The 18437-nt window shown below is 51.4% G+C and carries 17 protein-coding genes; all 17 read left to right on the plus strand.

Annotated elements, in window-relative coordinates; translation table 11 throughout:
- The first annotated feature begins 12 nt into the window (after positions 1-12).
- Positions 13-975: a phospho-N-acetylmuramoyl-pentapeptide-transferase gene (gene mraY / locus SBI19_RS15730; RefSeq protein ID WP_317969797.1), complete on the plus strand. Its 963-nt coding sequence runs from the start codon at positions 13-15 to the stop codon at positions 973-975.
- Positions 976-1177: 202 nt separating this feature from the next.
- Entirely contained in the window at positions 1178-2629 is a 1452-nt protein-coding gene (murD, locus tag SBI19_RS15735) for a UDP-N-acetylmuramoyl-L-alanine--D-glutamate ligase (protein ID WP_317969799.1), read from the plus strand.
- A 45-nt stretch (positions 2630-2674) separates the two neighbouring features.
- Positions 2675-3772 (plus strand): stage V sporulation protein E, encoded by a 1098-nt coding sequence (gene spoVE, locus SBI19_RS15740; protein WP_317969801.1) that lies wholly within the window; start codon positions 2675-2677, stop codon positions 3770-3772.
- A gap of 7 nt (positions 3773-3779) precedes the next feature.
- Positions 3780-4898: an undecaprenyldiphospho-muramoylpentapeptide beta-N-acetylglucosaminyltransferase gene (murG, locus tag SBI19_RS15745; RefSeq protein WP_317969803.1), complete on the plus strand. Its 1119-nt coding sequence runs from the start codon at positions 3780-3782 to the stop codon at positions 4896-4898.
- Between the two features lie 294 nt (positions 4899-5192).
- Complete coding sequence (gene murB, locus SBI19_RS15750) at positions 5193-6098, plus strand: UDP-N-acetylmuramate dehydrogenase (protein WP_317969805.1); 906 nt, start codon at positions 5193-5195, stop codon at positions 6096-6098.
- 15 nt (positions 6099-6113) lie between these two features.
- Positions 6114-7400 carry a UDP-N-acetylglucosamine 1-carboxyvinyltransferase gene (gene murA / locus SBI19_RS15755; RefSeq protein WP_317969807.1) on the plus strand — a complete coding sequence of 429 codons (1287 nt, stop codon included), beginning with the start codon at positions 6114-6116 and terminating at the stop codon, positions 7398-7400.
- A gap of 177 nt (positions 7401-7577) precedes the next feature.
- A complete protein-coding gene (locus SBI19_RS15760) occupies positions 7578-8345 on the plus strand; it encodes a cell division protein FtsQ/DivIB (RefSeq protein ID WP_317969809.1) in 768 nt (255 codons plus the stop codon).
- Positions 8346-8558: 213 nt separating this feature from the next.
- Entirely contained in the window at positions 8559-9812 is a 1254-nt protein-coding gene (gene ftsA / locus SBI19_RS15765) for a cell division protein FtsA (protein ID WP_317969811.1), read from the plus strand.
- Positions 9813-9828: 16 nt separating this feature from the next.
- Complete coding sequence (gene ftsZ / locus SBI19_RS15770; protein ID WP_317969813.1) at positions 9829-10953, plus strand: cell division protein FtsZ; 1125 nt, start codon at positions 9829-9831, stop codon at positions 10951-10953.
- Positions 10954-11537: 584 nt separating this feature from the next.
- Positions 11538-12470, plus strand: coding sequence for a sigma-E processing peptidase SpoIIGA (gene spoIIGA, locus SBI19_RS15775; protein ID WP_317969855.1), 933 nt, complete (start codon positions 11538-11540; stop codon positions 12468-12470).
- 34 nt (positions 12471-12504) lie between these two features.
- Positions 12505-13227 (plus strand): RNA polymerase sporulation sigma factor SigE, encoded by a 723-nt coding sequence (sigE, locus tag SBI19_RS15780; protein WP_317969815.1) that lies wholly within the window; start codon positions 12505-12507, stop codon positions 13225-13227.
- A 531-nt stretch (positions 13228-13758) separates the two neighbouring features.
- Positions 13759-14169 (plus strand): GntR family transcriptional regulator, encoded by a 411-nt coding sequence (locus tag SBI19_RS15785; protein WP_317969817.1) that lies wholly within the window; start codon positions 13759-13761, stop codon positions 14167-14169.
- Positions 14170-14859 (plus strand): ABC transporter ATP-binding protein, encoded by a 690-nt coding sequence (locus tag SBI19_RS15790; protein ID WP_317969819.1) that lies wholly within the window; start codon positions 14170-14172, stop codon positions 14857-14859.
- Positions 14856-15695: a hypothetical protein gene (locus SBI19_RS15795; protein ID WP_317969821.1), complete on the plus strand. Its 840-nt coding sequence runs from the start codon at positions 14856-14858 to the stop codon at positions 15693-15695. Before SBI19_RS15790 ends, SBI19_RS15795 begins: the two co-directional genes overlap by 4 nt.
- Before the next feature lie 41 nt (positions 15696-15736).
- Positions 15737-16939: a hypothetical protein gene (locus SBI19_RS15800; protein ID WP_317969823.1), complete on the plus strand. Its 1203-nt coding sequence runs from the start codon at positions 15737-15739 to the stop codon at positions 16937-16939.
- A 201-nt stretch (positions 16940-17140) separates the two neighbouring features.
- On the plus strand, positions 17141-17923 hold the full coding sequence (gene sigG, locus SBI19_RS15805; protein ID WP_110047538.1) for an RNA polymerase sporulation sigma factor SigG: 783 nt from the start codon (positions 17141-17143) through the stop codon (positions 17921-17923).
- A 154-nt stretch (positions 17924-18077) separates the two neighbouring features.
- On the plus strand, positions 18078-18362 hold the full coding sequence (locus SBI19_RS15810) for a YlmC/YmxH family sporulation protein (RefSeq protein WP_110047537.1): 285 nt from the start codon (positions 18078-18080) through the stop codon (positions 18360-18362).
- Positions 18363-18437: the final 75 nt, after the last annotated feature.

Raw genomic sequence — 18437 nt, forward strand, 5'->3', positions numbered from 1 at the left:
GGGGGTGAAACAATGGACATCAAGGTCATTTTGCTTACAATCGGAGCTTCCTTTCTTCTAGCGGTACTATTGGGACCTTTGTTCATCCCGCTCCTGCGCCGCATGAAGTTCGGGCAGCAGATTCGGACGGACGGCCCGCAAAGCCATTTGAAGAAGCAAGGCACACCGACAATGGGCGGCATTATTATTATGCTGGCATTGCTGCTTGCCTTCCTGAAATTTGCGGATAAAACAAACGACTTCTGGGTGCTGCTCGTCGCATCGCTCGGATTTGGACTCGTCGGTTTCTTAGATGATTATATTAAAATCGTATTCAAACGCTCGCTTGGCCTCACTGCCAAGCAGAAGCTCGCCGGCCAGCTGTTGTTCAGCATCGTCGTGTGCATCCTGCTGCATCGGATGGGCCACGATACTTCGATCGGCGTGCCGGGCACGGACTGGTCGTTCGATCTGGGTTGGTTCTATTATGCATTTGTCGTCATCATCATGTTCGCTACGAGCAACTCCGTTAACTTTACGGATGGACTCGACGGACTGCTCGCTGGTACGAGCGCGATTGCGTTCGGCGCATTCACCATTCTCGCGCTGAGCGTCAACGAATACGAGTCGGTCGTGTTCTCGGCAGCCATGGTAGGTGCAGTGCTCGGCTTCCTCGTCTTCAACGCACATCCTGCGAAGGTATTCATGGGCGATGCAGGATCGCTTGGCATCGGCGGCGGTCTTGCCGCAGTCGCGATGCTGACGAAGATGGAGCTTGTTCTGATCATTGTCGGCGGCGTATTCGTATTCGAGATGCTGTCGGTCATTATCCAGGTCACTTCATTCAAGCTTAGAGGCAAACGCGTGTTCAAAATGAGTCCGATTCATCATCACTTCGAGCTGTCCGGCTGGTCGGAATGGCGAGTGGTGACAACTTTCTGGGTTGTCGGTTTTATACTGGCAGCCATCGGACTTGTTGTCGGCAAGGCTTTCTAGACAGACCGATCTGATTGCTAGGAACGTGTTTGATAGCAGCGCCGTCCTTTCGCTTGTCGGGAGGACGGCGAAGCCGTTTTCAGGTATAATTCAATTTGGACTTGAAAATTTCACCGGAATGAAACGTACTGCGCCACTTTATGGACGGCGACAGCCGGTTAACCTTGGCAGCAGCATTTGACAATAGAGAGAGGTCACTGTTATGGATCATCCGTCAATGTACCGCAATAAACATGTCGCCGTGCTCGGCTTAGCGAGGAGCGGCGTCAGCGTTGCCAAAGTGTTTCACGCGCTTGGCGCCAATGTTGTCGTGAACGACAAGAAGGAGCGCGAATTAAGCCCGGAGGCAGCAGAGCTAGAGGCATTAGGCATCCCTGTTATTTGCGGCTACCATCCAGAAGATTTAGTAACGGCAGACACCGCGCTGCTGGTTAAGAACCCAGGCATTCCTTATACCGCGAGTCCTGTTCAGCAAGCTGAGGCTCACGGCGTTGAGATCGTTACGGAGGTAGAGGTTGCATACCATCTGTCTCAGGCGCCAATGATCGGCATTACAGGCTCCAACGGCAAGACGACTACGACAACTTGGATTGGCGAGCTGCTTGAAGCAGCAGGTCAACAGCCGATCGTTGCAGGCAATATCGGGACGCCTCTGTGCGAAGCCGCTCAGCAAGCGACGCCAGACAATACGATAGTCGCAGAGCTTAGCAGCTTCCAGTTGAAAGGCACAACAGGGTTCCGTCCGCGAGTTGCGCTCCTCCTCAACGTCGTAGAGACGCATCTGGACTACCATGGCGGCATGGAAGACTATGTTGCTTCGAAGAGCAAGCTGTTCGCGAATCAGACGGCGGAAGATACGGCTGTTCTGAATTGGGATGATCCAACATGCCGAGCGATAGCATCACGTGTGAAGAGCCAAGTGTTTCCATTCTCGTTAGTCGAGCGACTGGAGTATGGCATGTACATAGAACCGCCGTATCCGGTCGAAGTTGAATTCAATGGCGGAGATGTGTCGGCAGCTGCTGATGACGTAACTCGAACGATCATCTATCGTGATCGCAATGGATCTGCCATAGAGATCCTTCCTGTAGCGGAACTCGGCATTCCCGGCAAGCACAATGCTGCGAATGCAATGGCAGCCATTGCTGCCGCGATTACGATCGGTACGCCGATCGAATCGCTCCGAGAGCCGCTTCGCGCGTTCCGCGGGGTTGAACATCGCCTTGAGTTCGTATGCGAGCGCAATGGCGTAACGTTCTATAACAATTCCAAGGCGACGAATCCGGTAGCGACGATTACAGGTTTGAAGTCGTTCCCGCTGGACAAAGTCGTGCTTATCGCTGGCGGACTTGACCGCGGCTCAGACTATATGGAACTTAAACCTTGGTTCAGCGGTCTGAAGGCGCTTGTAACCCTTGGCGAGACGAGAAACAAGCTCGCACGCGTGGCGGAGCTGGCAGGTTTAGCGGCCGTCGAAACGGTCGAACCTGTTGAGGACGCCGAAGCGACATTGCAGGAGGCTGTCCGGCGCGCGGCTGCGCTGGCGGAGTCCGGCGATGTTGTATTGTTAGCACCTGCATGCGCAAGCTGGGACATGTTTAAGACCTATGAGCATCGCGGGCGCATTTTTAAACAATCGGCGCATACCTTGTAATAGGGGGCATGTCCCTACTATTCACGTGTTAGAGGTGTCGGCGCAATGGCTAAAGCTCGGTCCGCCCCGGACGTATGGATGATCGGCTCAATCGGACTTATACTCACGATCGGTATTGTTATGGTGTACAGCGCCAGCGCTGTGCTTGCCTTTCACGAATTCGGCGATAAGTTCTACTTTGTGAAGCGTCAGCTGCTGTTCGCTCTATTAGGCGTCGGTGCGATGCTGTTCACGATGAATGTCGACTATAGCCTATGGAAGCGGTGGGCGGGCATCGGCTTGCTCGTATGCTTCGGGCTGCTTATCATTGTCCTTATACCAGGCATCGGCGTCGTTCGCGGAGGTGCGCGAAGCTGGCTCGGCATTAGTTCATTCGGCATCCAGCCGTCTGAATTTATGAAGCTTGCGATGGTCATGTTTCTTGCCCGCTGGCTGTCTGACAACCAGCAGCAGGTAACGCAGTTTTCCCGCGGATTGCTGCCGCCGCTCGGTTTCATGGGAACGGCATTCGGTCTGATCATGCTGCAGCCTGACCTTGGTACAGGAGCAGTAATGGTAGGTGCTTCGCTGCTTATCATCTATACCGCTGGCGCTAGACTTGCTCACTTGGGCTCGCTTGCGATGGTTGGCGTGGCGGGGCTCGTGGTGCTCATTGCGATTGCGCCGTATCGGCTGCAGCGCATTACCGCTTTCCTCGATCCGTGGCAGGATCCTCTTGGCGCAGGCTATCAAGCTATCCAGTCGTTATATGCGGTAGGACCTGGCGGTTTGATCGGGCTGGGACTCGGGATGAGCCGGCAGAAGTACAACTATTTGCCGGAGCCGCAGACAGACTTTATTTTTTCTATACTGGCTGAAGAGCTTGGGTTCATTGGCGGCACTCTGCTGATCGGACTGTTCCTCGTGCTCGTCTGGCGGGGCATTAAGGCAGCTATTGCAGCGCCTGATACGTTCGGCAGTCTGCTGGCCGCAGGCATCATTGGCATAGTAGGCGTACAAGTACTTATCAATATCGGCGTCGTTATCGGCATGATGCCGGTAACGGGCATTACGCTGCCGCTTGTCAGCTATGGCGGTTCATCGTTGACCTTGCTGCTGACAGCGCTCGGCATTTTACTTAATATATCCCGTTATTCGAGGTGACACATTCATGCGAATTGTACTAACCGGAGGAGGGACGGGCGGACATATCTATCCGGCTGTTGCGATTGGGCGGCAGGCGCAGGAGGAATCCGGCGCCGAGCTGCTTTATATCGGCACGACGCAAGGGCTGGAGAGCAGAATCGTACCGAAGCTGGGCATTCGATTCGAGGCAGTCGAGATTACCGGCTTCAAGCGCAAATTGTCATTGGACAATGTGAAGACGGTCGTTCGTTTCCTAAGAGGGGTCAATAAAGCGAAGCGGCTGCTTCGTGAATATAAGCCTGACGCCGTAGTCGGAACTGGCGGCTACGTTTGCGGGCCAGTCGTGTACGCCGCAGCGAAGCTTGGTATTCCGACTCTCATCCATGAACAGAACGTAATTCCAGGGCTGACCAACCAATTTCTTGCTCGCTATGTAGATACAGTGGCCGTCAGTTTCCCTGAATCGGAGCAGCATTTCAAGCGTGCGAAGCGGACCGTTTATGCCGGCAACCCTTGCGCGACGAACGTCATGCGAGCGGATGCTGCGCAAGGACGTGCTTCACTAGGACTGTCGGATGCGAAGCAAATTGTGCTTGTGTTCGGCGGCAGCCGCGGCGCACGGGCGATTAATGAAGCGATGCTGGCCATGGCGCCTCAGCTGAATCAGCTGCCGGGCGTTCATTTTGTGTTTGTACCTGGCGAGTCGTATTATGACAATACGATGAAGAACATTGAACAGCTGCCTGCTTATCGCAGCGGACAGCTGCATGTCGTTCCTTATTTGCACAATATGCCGGATGTATTGGCCGCTTCTTCGCTGGTCGTCTGCCGCGCAGGCGCTTCGACGATTGCCGAGATGACGGCGCTTGGCATTCCGTCCATTCTTATTCCGTCGCCTAATGTGACGAACAACCATCAAGAAGCGAATGCACGCAGTCTCGTTGAGGCAGGTGCCGGACGCATGCTGCTGGAACGGGAGCTGAACGGCGAACGTCTGCTCGACACCGTGAAGGAGCTGCTGCTTGATGAACCACTGCTTGCGAAGACGGGGCAGGCTGCCGCGCAGCTGGGCATGCCATCGGCTGCCGTTACGGTTGTTAACGAGCTGCAGAGGCTGCGTCAATCCCGCAAATACCGCCGCTAATCATGCTTAGCATGACATTCCAATTGCCTATAAGCTGCATGAAGCAGCTTTGAATAAACGTGGCATCGTCTAGAATCCATGAAAGCAACGAACCGAGCCGCTTAAAGGCCGACAACGTTCGCTAACACCTTGGGCGATTGTCACACTCCATATGCCGGGGGCATAAGATACGTTATAAATCGCGACCGTCACCGTGCGGCCCGATTGTAACGAATAACTGGTGTGCCCGGCGACACCGTATCCGCGCGAACAGCGGCATACGGTTGGACTGACGTAAAGGGGAGGTACGACTCGATGCAATCTCTATTGGCGGAGCTGGAACAGAAAAACTGGGGTAAGGTTCTGTATCATGAACCGCTCGCTAAACATACAACTTGGAAAATCGGCGGTCCCGCCGACTGCCTCATTATCCCGCACGGCATCGATCAACTAGTGTCGACCATCCAATGGCTGAATGAACATGACATTCCTTGGACCGGATTAGGCCGCGGCTCGAATCTGCTCGTGTCTGACAAGGGCATTCGTGGCGTTGTAATCAAAACCGGCGGCGGACTGGACTATGCTCATTTTGACGGTACGACGGTACGGGCAGGTGCTGGTTATTCGTTTATCAAGCTTGCGATCATGGCCAGCAAGGAAGGACTGAGCGGCTTGGAATTCGCGGGGGGAATTCCAGGAACGGTCGGCGGCGCTGTCTACATGAACGCTGGTGCACACGGCTCGGATGTGTCGCGTATTTTCAAATCGGCAGTCATTGTTCGTGAGAACGGGGAATTGGCAACGTACGATCTGGAGGATATGGCGTTCTCGTATCGCCACTCTATCCTGCATGAGCAGAGGGGGATCGTCGTTGAGGCGACCTTCCAGCTCGCGGAAGGCAAACGAGAAGAGATCGAGGCCGTATATGCCGCCAATAAGGGACGCAGGCTGAGCACGCAACCGCTTCAGCTTGCAAGCTGCGGAAGCGTGTTCCGCAATCCGACAGGCGACTTTGCAGCTAGACTCATTCAAGAAGCCGGACTGAAAGGGCTTCGCGTTGGCGCCGCCGAGGTATCGCAGCAGCATGCCAATTTCATTATCAACACCGGGCAAGCGAAAGCCGAAGACGTTCTCACCCTAATCGAACAGATCAAGCATATTGTCAAAGACCGTTATGGCGTTGACTTGGTGCCTGAGGTATTGGTAGTGGGTGAGCGGTAATTCGGAGGTGATACATTGGATAAATTGGTGATTGAAGGCGGGAAACCTCTCTCAGGAACCATTGCGATCCAAGGAGCGAAAAACGCTGCATTGCCGATACTGGCTGCTAGCATGCTCGTTAGCGGTACAGTAACGATCGATCATGTGCCTAAGCTGCTCGATATTGATGTCATGCTTAGCATATTGCGAGATCTCGGCTGCAAGGCGGAGCACACCCTGGATACAGTCGTGCTCGACACAACCACAGCTCATTCGCCGCACGTGCCCGAGACGCTTATGCGCCAGATGCGTTCCTCGATTTTCTTGATGGGACCGCTGCTTGCTCGCTTCGGAGAAGTTCATATTTATCAGCCAGGCGGCTGTGCGATTGGTGAACGCAAGATCGATCTGCACTTATCCGGTCTCCAGGCGCTCGGCGCAACGATTACGGAATCTGGCAATCGAATCATTTGTCAAGCTGATAAGCTGTACGGTGCTGATATCCATCTGTCATTCCCAAGTGTAGGTGCTACGGAGAACATCATGATGGCTGCCGTGCTCGCGGAAGGCCGGACAACGATCAACAATGCAGCACGTGAGCCGGAGATTCAAGATTTGCAGCGATTCTTGAATGCGATGGGCGCTAGAATTATCGGCGCAGGCACGGACACGATTACGATTGAAGGGGTAGAGTCGCTTAGCCCTTGCCGCTACCAAGTCATCCCGGACCGAATCGTCACAGGCACGCTTATGGTTGCCGCTGCCGCAACGAAAGGTTCAGTTGTTCTGCAAAATACGAATCCGTCGCATGTATCCTCTCTGATCCATGTGCTTCGCAGAGCCGGTGTTCAGATTACAGCTGACGGTGATATAATCAAAGTAAATGCCGCTTCGCGTCCGAAAGCGATCGAGCGCATCGTGACGAATCCGTATCCTGCATTCCCGACTGATATGCAGTCGCTCGTCATGGTGCTTCTCACATTGGCTGATGGCGTCAGCGTTATGAAGGAAACGATTTTTGAAGGCCGCTTTAAACATGTCGGGGAGCTGGCACGTATGGGAGCGGATATTCGAGTCGATATGAATGCCGCTATCATTCGCGGCGTACCGCGGCTGTATGGCGCCACTGTGGAAGCGACGGACCTTCGGGCAGGTGCGGCTCTGGTTGTAGCGGGGCTTGCAGCGCAAGGGCGTACTGTGGTTGAACAGGTGCATCATATTGATCGCGGCTATGATCGAATCGAGCATATGCTGAGTCATCTTGGTTCACGCATTAGCCGTCTATCGCCGGTTCCTGACGATCGTGCGGTAACGAATGGCTAGAAAATGGAGCATAGCCGGCGCCTGCAATCCATGCGGGGGCCGGATGCTTTTTTGGAAATATAAGACTCTATCAATAATTGAACTGACTGGTAGAGCTTATCGTTTACCAGAATGAAACGTGCTGCCCCGCCATCGGAACGGCGACAGCCGTTTCGCCTTGAGAAAGGTGGGACAAGCGTGAGACAATCGATGCCCGTGCTGCGAGAGCCTGCAGTCAAGCGCCGCGGCAGCCGCAGGCTGAAGATGATTTTGCTGCTGCTATTTATCGTCGTGTTATCCGTATTATTCTTTAATTCGTCGATCAGCGAGGTATCGACGGTGACGGTATCCGGGCAGCGATTCGTAAGTGAGGATTCGATCCGCAAGCTATCGGGTATTTCTATAGGAGATGCTTTCTTCGGCTTTACCGAACGTTCGATCGAGCGCAAGCTTCGCACAAGCAAGTCGATTGAACAGGCAACCGTGACGAAAGTTTTCCCTGGTGAAGTTCGAATTCGCATACAAGAATTTGCCGCAGTTGGCTATGAATTATCACCTGAAGGAGAAATAATGGCGATTCTGTCGAATGGGACGAGCGTTCCTGCGACAAATGCTGACTTCGTTGTCGATAAACCGCTGCTCTCTGGCTGGAAGAAAGAAGATCCTATCAAGACGGCGCTTTCGAAACAGTTAGCTCTTATCCCGGCCCAGCAATTGTCCGATTTATCAGAAATTCGCCCTGATCCATCCAATGCCTATCCAGACCGTATCCGCATCTATACGCGCACTCGCTTCGAAGTGATTACTGCAGTATCGGTACTGGCGACCAAGCTGGACACTTTGAATGCCGTAACCGAGACGCAGCAGCCTGGCAAAGTAACGATGCTGCTGGCTGATACGTACGAGCCATATTTGCCAGAATCAGCAGAAAATATGGAAACTCTTGAAAAAGAGTCTACTCAATAGTCTCAATCGATGGTAAAATTTTAGTTACGGATTTAGGTTTGTTTTCATTTCACAGATGATAGTGGTTGACGCCCACGGTTGCTGGAATTTGGAAGCCTTTTAACTGCGAAAATTTTGTAGAAAAAAGAGGAAAGCCGTCAATCATGTTGAATATGTAGATTGTTAACAAGATGAATGTCCTATTTTCTTATGGGAATGGAGGTGCCGCGAACGATGAGCACTAGCGAAATCATCGTCAGTTTGGACATCGGTACATCCAAAGTTCGTGCTATTATTGGTGAAATTACGAATGGAGCCATTAATATTATTGGAGTTGGATCGGCCGACTCGGAAGGAATCCGCAAGGGTGCTATTGTCGACATCGATCAGACGGTTCGATCGATCCGCAACGCGATTGATCATGCTGAGCGTATGGTCGGCATTCAAATAAGCGAGGTTTGTATTGGCATCCAGGGTAATCACATCGCATTGCAAACGAACCACGGAGTAGTCGCTGTTTCGAATGAAGATCGTGAGATTGGCGAAGAAGATATTGAGCGTGTCATGCAGGCGGCTAGAGTTGTGGCGCTTCCGCCGGAACGTGAGATTATCGGCGTCGTGCCAAGACAGTTTTTAGTAGATGGTTTGGAGGGAATTTCTGATCCGCGAGGCATGATCGGTGTACGTCTTGAAGTAGAAGCGACGGTAATCACCGGGACGAAGACGTCCTTACATAATTTGATCCGCTGCGTAGAGAAAGCCGATCTGCATATTTCAGAACGGATTCTGATGTCGCTGGCATCCGGCTCAATGTCGCTCACGAAGGACGAGAGAACGATGGGAACGGTGCTGGTTGATATCGGTGCTGGGTCTACAACGATCTCCGTATTCGAAGGCGGCGGACTCGTCGCTACATCCACACTGCCAGTCGGCGGTGAGCATGTGACGAACGATATTTCGTATGGTCTGCGCACGCATACGGAGCAAGCTGAGAAGTTTAAATTGAAGTACGGCTGTTCGCTCATTTCGGACGCAGCTGAAGATCAGAAGTTCAAAGTCATGCGAATGGGCAGCAATGTAGAGAAAGAATTTACTCAAGTGGATTTGGCGAATATTATTGAGCCGCGCATGCAAGAGATTTTCCATCTGGTGAGGCAGGAAGTTAGACGTCTTGGCTACGGTGATAAAGTGAACGGTTACGTATTGACCGGAGGAACAGTGTCAATGCCGGGAACGCTGAATTTGGCACAACAGGAGCTCGAATCGTCTGTTCGAATCGCAGTGCCTGATTTTATTGGAGTTCGTGATCCAGCATTCAACAACGGTGTTGGCATGCTCCAATATATCGTGAAAAGCGCCCGTGCAAAGAGCATGTCTGTATCCGCGAAGAAGCCGGCTGCTCGCAAAGTAGCCACAAGCAGCGTCTCTACATCGCCGAAACCCGGATTGTTCGAGCGACTCAAAAATTACTTTAGCGAATTCATTTGATCGGGGGAAACGACAGATGTTGGAGTTTGATATGGACATGGAACAACTGGCACAGATTAAAGTTATCGGTTGCGGCGGCGGCGGAAGCAATGCCGTTAACCGAATGATTGAGAACGGCGTTAAAGGTGTCGAGTTCATTACGGTGAACACCGACGCACAAGCGCTCCATTTGGCTAAATCCGAACATAAGCTGCAAATCGGCGACAAGCTGACGCGTGGACTTGGTGCAGGTGCGAATCCTGAAGTAGGTAAGAAAGCCGCGGAAGAATCCCGTGAGCTCATCAGCAATACGCTGAAGGGCGCAGACATGGTATTCGTAACGGCTGGCATGGGCGGCGGTACCGGCACGGGTGCAGCTCCGGCAATCGCTGAGATCGCGCGTGAGTGCGGCGCGCTGACGGTAGGTGTCGTTACACGACCATTCACGTTCGAAGGACCCAAGCGTTCTAGACAAGCTATGCACGGGATCGAAGCGCTGAAAGAAAAAGTAGACACGCTGATCGTTATTCCGAATGACCGCCTTCTCGAGATTGTTGACAAGAAGACGCCAATGCTCGAAGCATTCCGCGTAGCGGACACCGTTCTGCTTCAAGCCGTACAAGGCATTTCCGACCTGATCCAAGTACCGGGTCTGATCAACCTCGACTTCGCAGACGTGAAGACGATTATGACGGAACGCGGCTCGGCACTGATGGGCATTGGTATGGCGACGGGCGAGAACCGTGCATCGGAAGCTGCTCGCAAAGCAATCCAAAGCCCGCTTCTTGAGACATCGATCGATGGCGCTCGCGGTGTCATCATGAATATTACAGGTGGCGTGAACCTGTCCCTCTATGAAGTAAATGAGGCGGCGGAGATCGTTATCGCAGCATGCGACCCCGAAGTAAACATGATCTTCGGCGCTATCATTGACGAAAATTTGAAGGAAGAATTCAAGGTTACGGTTATTGCGACGGGGTTCGAGCATAAAGAGATTCCAGAGCCAGTACGTCGTCCTGGTCAGCCTATGGAATCGACTGAGTCGCGTGCAGCAACAACTAGCAGCACTTCAGGCATGCGTACATTCAGCAACACAACGACCTCGAGCGACCAGCTCGACATCCCGGCATTCCTCCGCAACCGCCCACGCGGCGAGCGCTAGGACAAGCCATTATCTCTATTAACAAGCCAGTCAAAGGCAGTCAATCTGCCCGCGACTGGCTTTTTTATTTGGTGTTGAAGTGTAGATAGCATGCTGGCGAATGAAGGTGAAAAATGCGCCTACATGGCGCGGAGAGCAGCATAGTGGATTTAAACTAACTGATCATCTATGTGATTCAGCTGCCAGCTGAGAACAAACTCGTTAGCGCGAACAAAAGCTGTGCCCTAGAGGGCACGCGACTCCTTGCAGGTATTAACTCATACGCGGCTCTCTAAAGCCCGCGTTCCTCATACCGGGGTCCCGGGGTTGGAAACCCCGGGGGTCCTCCCTAGCAGGGAGGATTTAGGTGGGTAGAAATTATTCATTTAAAGTGGGTATAACCATGTTAAAAAGTGTTAGTTTAGTTAGATGTTGAATAGAGGGTTCAAAAGGGCGCAGCCCTTTTCCGACAAAAAAAGATCGTCCCGTGCGTCATGAATAGACAGACATCGAAATACGATTACAATATACTAGTCTCAATCGTTCCTGAAGGGCGATGCGAGGCAGGGAAGTCCGGTCAGGAACCGGCGGGCAGGTGATCATCACTGGCGGTATACGTTGACGTCTTGTTCATGAAAGAAATGTTGATCGATGGTTCGTTGCTGCTCGTTACGGCGTGGGTCAGGGGAATACGTACGGTATGGTATCGGATCGTCGGGGCGAGTATCTTAGGTGCCTTGTATGTTGTCATGTTGTTCGTTCCGTCGCTGTCGTTTCTGTATACGTTTCTTTTCAAATTCGGGATATCGCTAATCATGCTGTGGATCGCATTCGGCTTCGGAGGACTTCGTGCATATGGACGGACGTTCGCTGCGTTTTACGCGGTTAACTTTATCGCTGCCGGCGCTATACTCGGTTTTTATTATTTGATTATGCAGCAAGGCTCTCTGGCGCTGTGGAGAGGGCTGCAGTTCATCGAAGGCGGTATTCGAACCGAGTTTAAGGCAGGCTTCATCTTCATTGGATCGGCCGGTTGTATAGGGCTGTACATCGCGCGTTCAGTCGTGGTTTCTCGTCGTGAGAAAGCGCTTATCAAAGCGCATGTTGCGAAGCTGAAGGTGACGATTGGCGAGCGGGAAATCGAATGCGAAGGACTCATCGATACGGGGAATCAACTTTATGATCCGCTGACGCGGACGCCGGTTACGATCATCGAGGCGTCGCTGCTTGAAGCGGATTTGCCGTCTACGTGGATGACACGCATCCGCGAGGCGGAAGTCGATAAGCTGGTTGCACAGGAGTCTGAGCAGCCGTTTATTTGGCAGGACCGGCTTCGGCTGGTGCCTTACCGGGGCATAAACCGCGGTACACAGTTTATGCTTGCGCTTAAGCCGGATGCCGTTACAGTGGAGTGCAATGGAGACACGATCGTCACTCGCAGAGCTCTGATCGGTCTGGATGGCGGGCAGTTGTCATCGGATCGTACGTATCGGGCGGTAATCCATCCGTCAATGGCGGAGCAGAGTGGCGGGGCGTAACGGCGTATATCACCTTGACGGGGGGCATGATGCCATGATAACAAAATGGAAATTGGTTCTTCAGCTATATTATTATCGCGTCTTGTTTTTATTCGGGCTGAAGAGTGAAGAAATTTACTACATCGGCGGCAGCGAGGCGCTTCCGCCGCCGTTAACGCGGGAAGAAGAGGAGTACTTGCTAGAGAAGCTGCCTTCCGGCGATACGGCGATACGGGCGATGCTGATTGAACGCAATCTACGTCTTGTTGTGTATATCGCACGCAAGTTCGAGAATACGGGCATTCATATCGAGGATCTGGTTTCGATCGGCGCAATCGGCTTGATCAAGGCCGTGAATACGTTCGATCCCGAGAAGAAAATCAAGCTGGCTACGTATGCATCGCGGTGTATCGAGAATGAGATTCTAATGTACTTGCGTCGCAACAGCAAGACGCGTACAGAGGTGTCTTTCGATGAGCCGCTCAATATCGATTGGGACGGCAATGAACTGCTCTTGTCGGACGTTCTCGGTACGGAGAACGATACGATTTATCGCAACATCGAGGAGCAGGTTGACCGTAAGCTGCTGCACAAGGCGCTAGATAAGCTGACGGAGCGGGAGCGCATCATTATGGAGCTTCGCTTCGGCCTCGCTGACGGCGAAGAGAAGACGCAGAAGGATGTTGCCGATCTGCTTGGCATTTCGCAGTCCTACATCTCCCGCCTAGAGAAACGAATCATTAAGCGTCTGCGCAAAGAGTTCAATAAGATGGTGTAGAGCCATCAACTATTACCAAAACAGTAAAAAGCGCTGCTCAGCAGCGCTTTTTACTGTTTTGTGTACAAAAGAATTATTAGGTTCCAGGGATGCCTCCCTGGAAATCCTCTATTGGTGGAGCCAAGGTCCTTAGGGGCGAAGCCCTTGTAGTATCTTTTCATCAATGGGCGGTGACAGGTGGACACGAAGGAACAATGTATGCGAACGCTGAAACGAAATTAGGTAAACTTATTCAAGGAGCTTTGCCGCGTAGGCGCGGCAAGTGCGGGCACACGCTCCCAAGTAATCAAAGCAGCGTACTTGTGAGGAGTCCAGAGGGTAAAGGTTTCAGCAAGGAAACCACATCGGGAGCATACGCTTACGACCTTTGGGGCCCTCCCTTGCAGGAAGGGTTTGGGTGGTAGAAAAAGACTTGACACGAAAGCGTATTACGCACATAATACACTTATGGTGTATGAACCACGTAGTACACACACTAGAATTTGGATAAGATAGCGCGTAATTGAGAAAGTATGCAAAGGAGCTGCGCGGATGGAACTGCTGTTTAACAACCGGGATCCCGTCTATCTGCAGGTCGTGAGGCATTTTAAGGAACGGATCGCAACCGGGAAGCTGCTGTCAGGGGAAACGATTCCGTCTCGGCGCGAGCTGGCCAACCAGCTTGGCATAAATCCGAACACGGCTCAGAAGGCGTACAAGGAAATGGAGGAACAAGGCTTGATCGTAACCGAAGGAAACTCACCGAGTCGAATTACGAGTGACACTATCATACTAGGACGCATACGTAACGAATTGCTGACGGAGGCAGTGGACACCTTCCTTGCTTCCGTCAACAACATTGAAGTACCTGCAGAGCAATTGCTCTCGCTCATTCGGACAAGGCTGGAGAAGAAACAGGCCTCGCAGCCCGGACAGGATCAGGGAGAGAAAGGAGTAACGTAAATGATTGAACTTATCGATGTAAAGAAACGGTTTGGCCTTAAGAAGGTATTGCAAGGCGTTTCCTTCACCGCACCCCGTGGTGCGATCACTTGTCTTACGGGGTTGAACGGAGCAGGGAAGACGACCATTCTGAAGGCGATCATGGGGCTTACGCCGATTCAATCGGGATCGATTCGAATTGACGGAAGCGCACCTCATCAAGCGATGTATGAACGGATCGTTTATGTTTCGGATCAATTGACGATGCCGGGACGAATGCGGATATCCGATTGCTTTGCTTTTATGCAAGACTATTATCGGAATTGGAACAGCGAAAGGGCAAACGAGCTGCTTGCGAGATTTCAATTGAATGCTGAGGACAAAGTAAATTCCTTGTCGAAGGGGATGGCGGCGAAGCTGAATTTGCTGATGGGACTCGCAATGGATGCAGATTATATGCTTCTTGATGAACCTTTCTCAGGCGTTGATCTATTCAGCCGCGAAGAGATTGCAGCTGTATTCTCGAGTGATATGGTAGAAGGCCGCGGCATCATTCTTACCACGCATGAAATTAAAGAAATCGAGCATCTGCTCGATTATGTCGTCATGCTGGATCATGGACGCATCACGAAGCAATTCGCAAGCGAGGATATGCGGATGGAGGAAGGCAAGTCGGTTGTTGATGTCATGCGGGAGGTGTATAAGCGATGACTACTTATTGGAAGCTGCTCAGCTTCGAGCTTAGACGCCTGCTGCTGCCGTTCTGCATTCTAGTCGTATTCACGACAGTCATGCAGCTATACAATGCTTACTCCAAAGCCCATAAGGCTGTAGATTATGCGAATAAAATCATGAAGAAAGAGCATCTGTCTACCATGGAGCAATATGCGGCAGCGCATGGTTACTTCAGTTATTCCGATGTCTTTAATCAAATGAATTGGATTGTTTTCTCGATCTTCATCTGTGCGGCGTTTGTTGGTTTCTACTTCGTAATCATCTGGTATCGGGATACGATCGGCCGTCATCCGTTCATGACGCGGCTGTTGATGCTGCCAGCTTCGAGAAACAATCTATACTGGGCGAAGTTGACGGCGCCGCTGCTGATCATGTTCTCTTTACTGGCGCTGCAACAACTGCTGGTGCCGATTGGAGATTCCATTTATTCATCGATCGTACCTAGCGAGGCAAGAGAGGATGTACCGCTGGAGATGTTGATCGGAATAAATCCTGTATTGAACATTCTCCTCTCGAACAGTCATCTTGACTTTTTACTCTATTACGGAACGGGAATTACGATGGTCATTGTAGTATTTACCGTAATCTTGCTTGAGCGAAGCTATCGGCTGTATGGCCTTCTTGCGGGGATTGCCTATGCGGCAGTGTCTATCCTGTTGATCATCATTCCGCTCATTCTTCTGCAATCTGATCTACGATATTCGATGTCGGAGGTCCAAGTAACGTCCATGTATTTTGGCTTGCTATTCGTGGTAAGCGGAGTATCCGTCTGGTTCGGTCAACATTTGTTAGCTAAGAAGATTTCGATATAAAGACAGCATGAAAGGCTTGAGGATCGAGAGGAGGCTTAAGATTGTTTAGAAAATATGGATTTACGTTTGCAGTGCTTGCATTCACAATCGTGGCTATCGGAATGTACGCTGTAACGACGGGCTGGAAGACGAGCGGAAGCCCCGAATTCAGATTGGTTACGGTGGAGGGCAAAGCCCCGTCCGATAAAGATTTTACGGTGGAAGCGAACTATAAGTATACGAATTCGATATCTAGCCAGGTCAATATCGGTGAACAAGGAGTATCTTACGAACCAACCCGTTTTCATTTCCGATGGTTCGGTGTCGATACGGTGAATGATGAGTTCGGCAATACGAAAGAGAAACGTCGGTTCATGGCTGGGAAGAAAGCTTATGGAAGATTCGTTAATGAACCGTCCATGTTAAGCTATTCCAATAGTGAGCAGGTCGAAGGGCGTTGGGAATTGGAAGTCGCGACGCTGAATAAAGAGACGAAGAAGACAACCCAGTTTACGCTGGATCTGCCGAAACATGAACGAGTAAATTACTGGTTCACCAATGTTAATCGCCAAATCGATGATTCGAATATTAGCGTCTACATGGTACGGTATGAGGAACCACAGTCATCGAAAGAAACAAACTTTGGCCAGATCGCGAAAATCATTCGATTGGATATCAATTTGGATACGCAAACGATTACGAAAGAGACCGATTTGATAAGCGAATTAGCAGGGCTCGACTCGAATGCTGCATATCGCGCGAACTTTATTACCTTCACGGATACGATCGGGTTGATCGCGTTAGCAAGTAAGAAGCAAGCAAGTAACGATGAAACGGCATCATCTGAAACGACGGATTATTACGCTTACGATTTCCGTGATTATTCATTGCGAAAGCTAGCCATTAATGATGAACAGACGGGCAATTCCTATCAAACGACAATCGTAAATGACCGAGTGGACAGTCTTTCCGTGAACGAAGGTGTCGTTTACTACAACGCCTTCAAGCTGTATGAAGACAGTCAAGAGCTGCCTGCTCCATGGAAGGTTGATACGCATGCTTGGGGAGCTAATGATGCACAGGTGGGCACCTATAATGCTGAATTAGTTCGGATTACGTATCAAAACGATAACAATAGCGCGCCGCTTCGCGGAGTTGCTCTTGTCAACGCTAAGACGGGCGAAGTGATTTATCGAGGCGAGGTGCAGACAGACGGCAGCGCGGAAGAACAGAATAAACGGATAAGCCGACTTGTATTGATGTAATGCATATGCTGCAAGCTCTCTGGTCACCTGGCCCGAGAGCTTGTTTTCTTTTTTTCTAGAGATGCTACAGCGCTTTCATGGCAGCAACCGCTTATACGACAACGTTTTCATGAGGCGTGTCGAACTGTGTCGGGGACAGGAATATTTCGGGGGGGCGGGGAGATAATGAACATTAATGTTTCTCCTTGGGAGGTAATCACGTTGACCCGAAATAAAGTCGAGATCTGTGGTGTGGATACGTCGAAACTGCCTGTCCTGACGAATGCAGAAATGCGTGAGTTGTTCACGGCGCTGCAAACGCGCAACGAACGGGCAGCAAGAGAGAAATTGGTGAACGGCAATCTGAGGCTCGTTCTCAGCGTCATTCAACGGTTCAATAACCGTGGCGAATATGTCGACGATCTATTCCAGGTCGGCTGCATCGGACTGATGAAGGCGATCGATAATTTCGACTTGAGCCAGAATGTCAAATTCAGTACGTACGCCGTACCGATGATCATCGGTGAAATTCGCCGCTATTTGCGTGACAACAATCCGATTCGCGTATCGCGCAGTCTCCGGGATATCGCATACAAAGCGCTGCAAGTACGCGACAGTTTGACGAACCAGAATTCGCGCGAGCCGACGATTTTCGAAATTTCGGAGGTGCTCGGCGTGCCGAAGGAGGACGTCGTCTTCGCTCTCGATGCTATCCAGGATCCCGTCTCGCTCTTCGAGCCGATCTATCATGATGGCGGCGATCCGATCTATGTGATGGATCAGATTAGCGACGACAAGAACAAGGACATCTCGTGGATAGAAGAAATCGCGCTCCGCGAAGCGATGCACAAGCTTAATGAGCGTGAGAAAATGATTCTGTCCATGCGCTTCTTCGAAGGCAAGACGCAGATGGAAGTGGCTGACGAAATCGGCATCTCACAGGCTCAAGTTTCTCGCCTGGAGAAGTCGGCCATTCAACAGATGCAGAAGCATGTCAAGACCTGAACAATCGTTAGACCTTCGACACTAAGCTTTCCAAACGGCGCTGGCTGCGCCGTTTTTTTGCGCCGGCAGGACATTTTAGACAGGATGGTCATATAGTAATAACAGGAGTTCATGGGCATTGGTCTACCATCCGGCGCAGAAAGCGGTGAACAGCGTGAAAATATCAGACTTTCAGACCAAGGATGTTATCAACATCGTGGATGGGAAGAAGCTGGGGCAAGTAAGCGATCTGGAGCTTGATCTTCGTCAGGGACGTATCGATTCGATCGTTGTGCCAACCTTCACTCGTTTCTTCGGGATGTTCGGAGGCGGCACGGACATCATTATTCCGTGGCGGAACATTGTGAAGATCGGTGCGGATGTTGTGCTTGTTCGCTTGGATGAAGCGAAGGCGGCGGCGTATAAGACGGAAGAGGAAGAAATACCGGTAAGAACGTAAGCAGAGCCCGAACGCCTGTTGTGCGCCGGGCTCCCTTTTTTGCTGTTCCGTCGTACTGCCCTATGGTACACTTAA

Source organism: Paenibacillus sp. CCS19 (genome assembly GCF_033239625.1).
GTDB lineage: Bacteria > Bacillota > Bacilli > Paenibacillales > Paenibacillaceae > Paenibacillus_T.

Bases quoted from the DNA above. Each gene is read 5' to 3' on its own strand.
- mraY (WP_317969797.1), top strand. From the start codon at position 13: ATGGACATCAAGGTCATTTTGCTTACAATCGGAGCTTCCTTTCTTCTA.
- SBI19_RS15795 (WP_317969821.1), top strand. From the start codon at position 14,856: ATGACTACTTATTGGAAGCTGCTCAGCTTCGAGCTTAGACGCCTGCTG.
- sigE (WP_317969815.1), top strand. From the start codon at position 12,505: ATGATAACAAAATGGAAATTGGTTCTTCAGCTATATTATTATCGCGTC.
- murD (WP_317969799.1), top strand. From the start codon at position 1,178: ATGGATCATCCGTCAATGTACCGCAATAAACATGTCGCCGTGCTCGGC.
- murB (WP_317969805.1), top strand. From the start codon at position 5,193: ATGCAATCTCTATTGGCGGAGCTGGAACAGAAAAACTGGGGTAAGGTT.
- murG (WP_317969803.1), top strand. From the start codon at position 3,780: ATGCGAATTGTACTAACCGGAGGAGGGACGGGCGGACATATCTATCCG.
- spoVE (WP_317969801.1), top strand. From the start codon at position 2,675: ATGGCTAAAGCTCGGTCCGCCCCGGACGTATGGATGATCGGCTCAATC.
- SBI19_RS15785 (WP_317969817.1), top strand. From the start codon at position 13,759: ATGGAACTGCTGTTTAACAACCGGGATCCCGTCTATCTGCAGGTCGTG.
- ftsZ (WP_317969813.1), top strand. From the start codon at position 9,829: ATGTTGGAGTTTGATATGGACATGGAACAACTGGCACAGATTAAAGTT.
- ftsA (WP_317969811.1), top strand. From the start codon at position 8,559: ATGAGCACTAGCGAAATCATCGTCAGTTTGGACATCGGTACATCCAAA.
- SBI19_RS15790 (WP_317969819.1), top strand. From the start codon at position 14,170: ATGATTGAACTTATCGATGTAAAGAAACGGTTTGGCCTTAAGAAGGTA.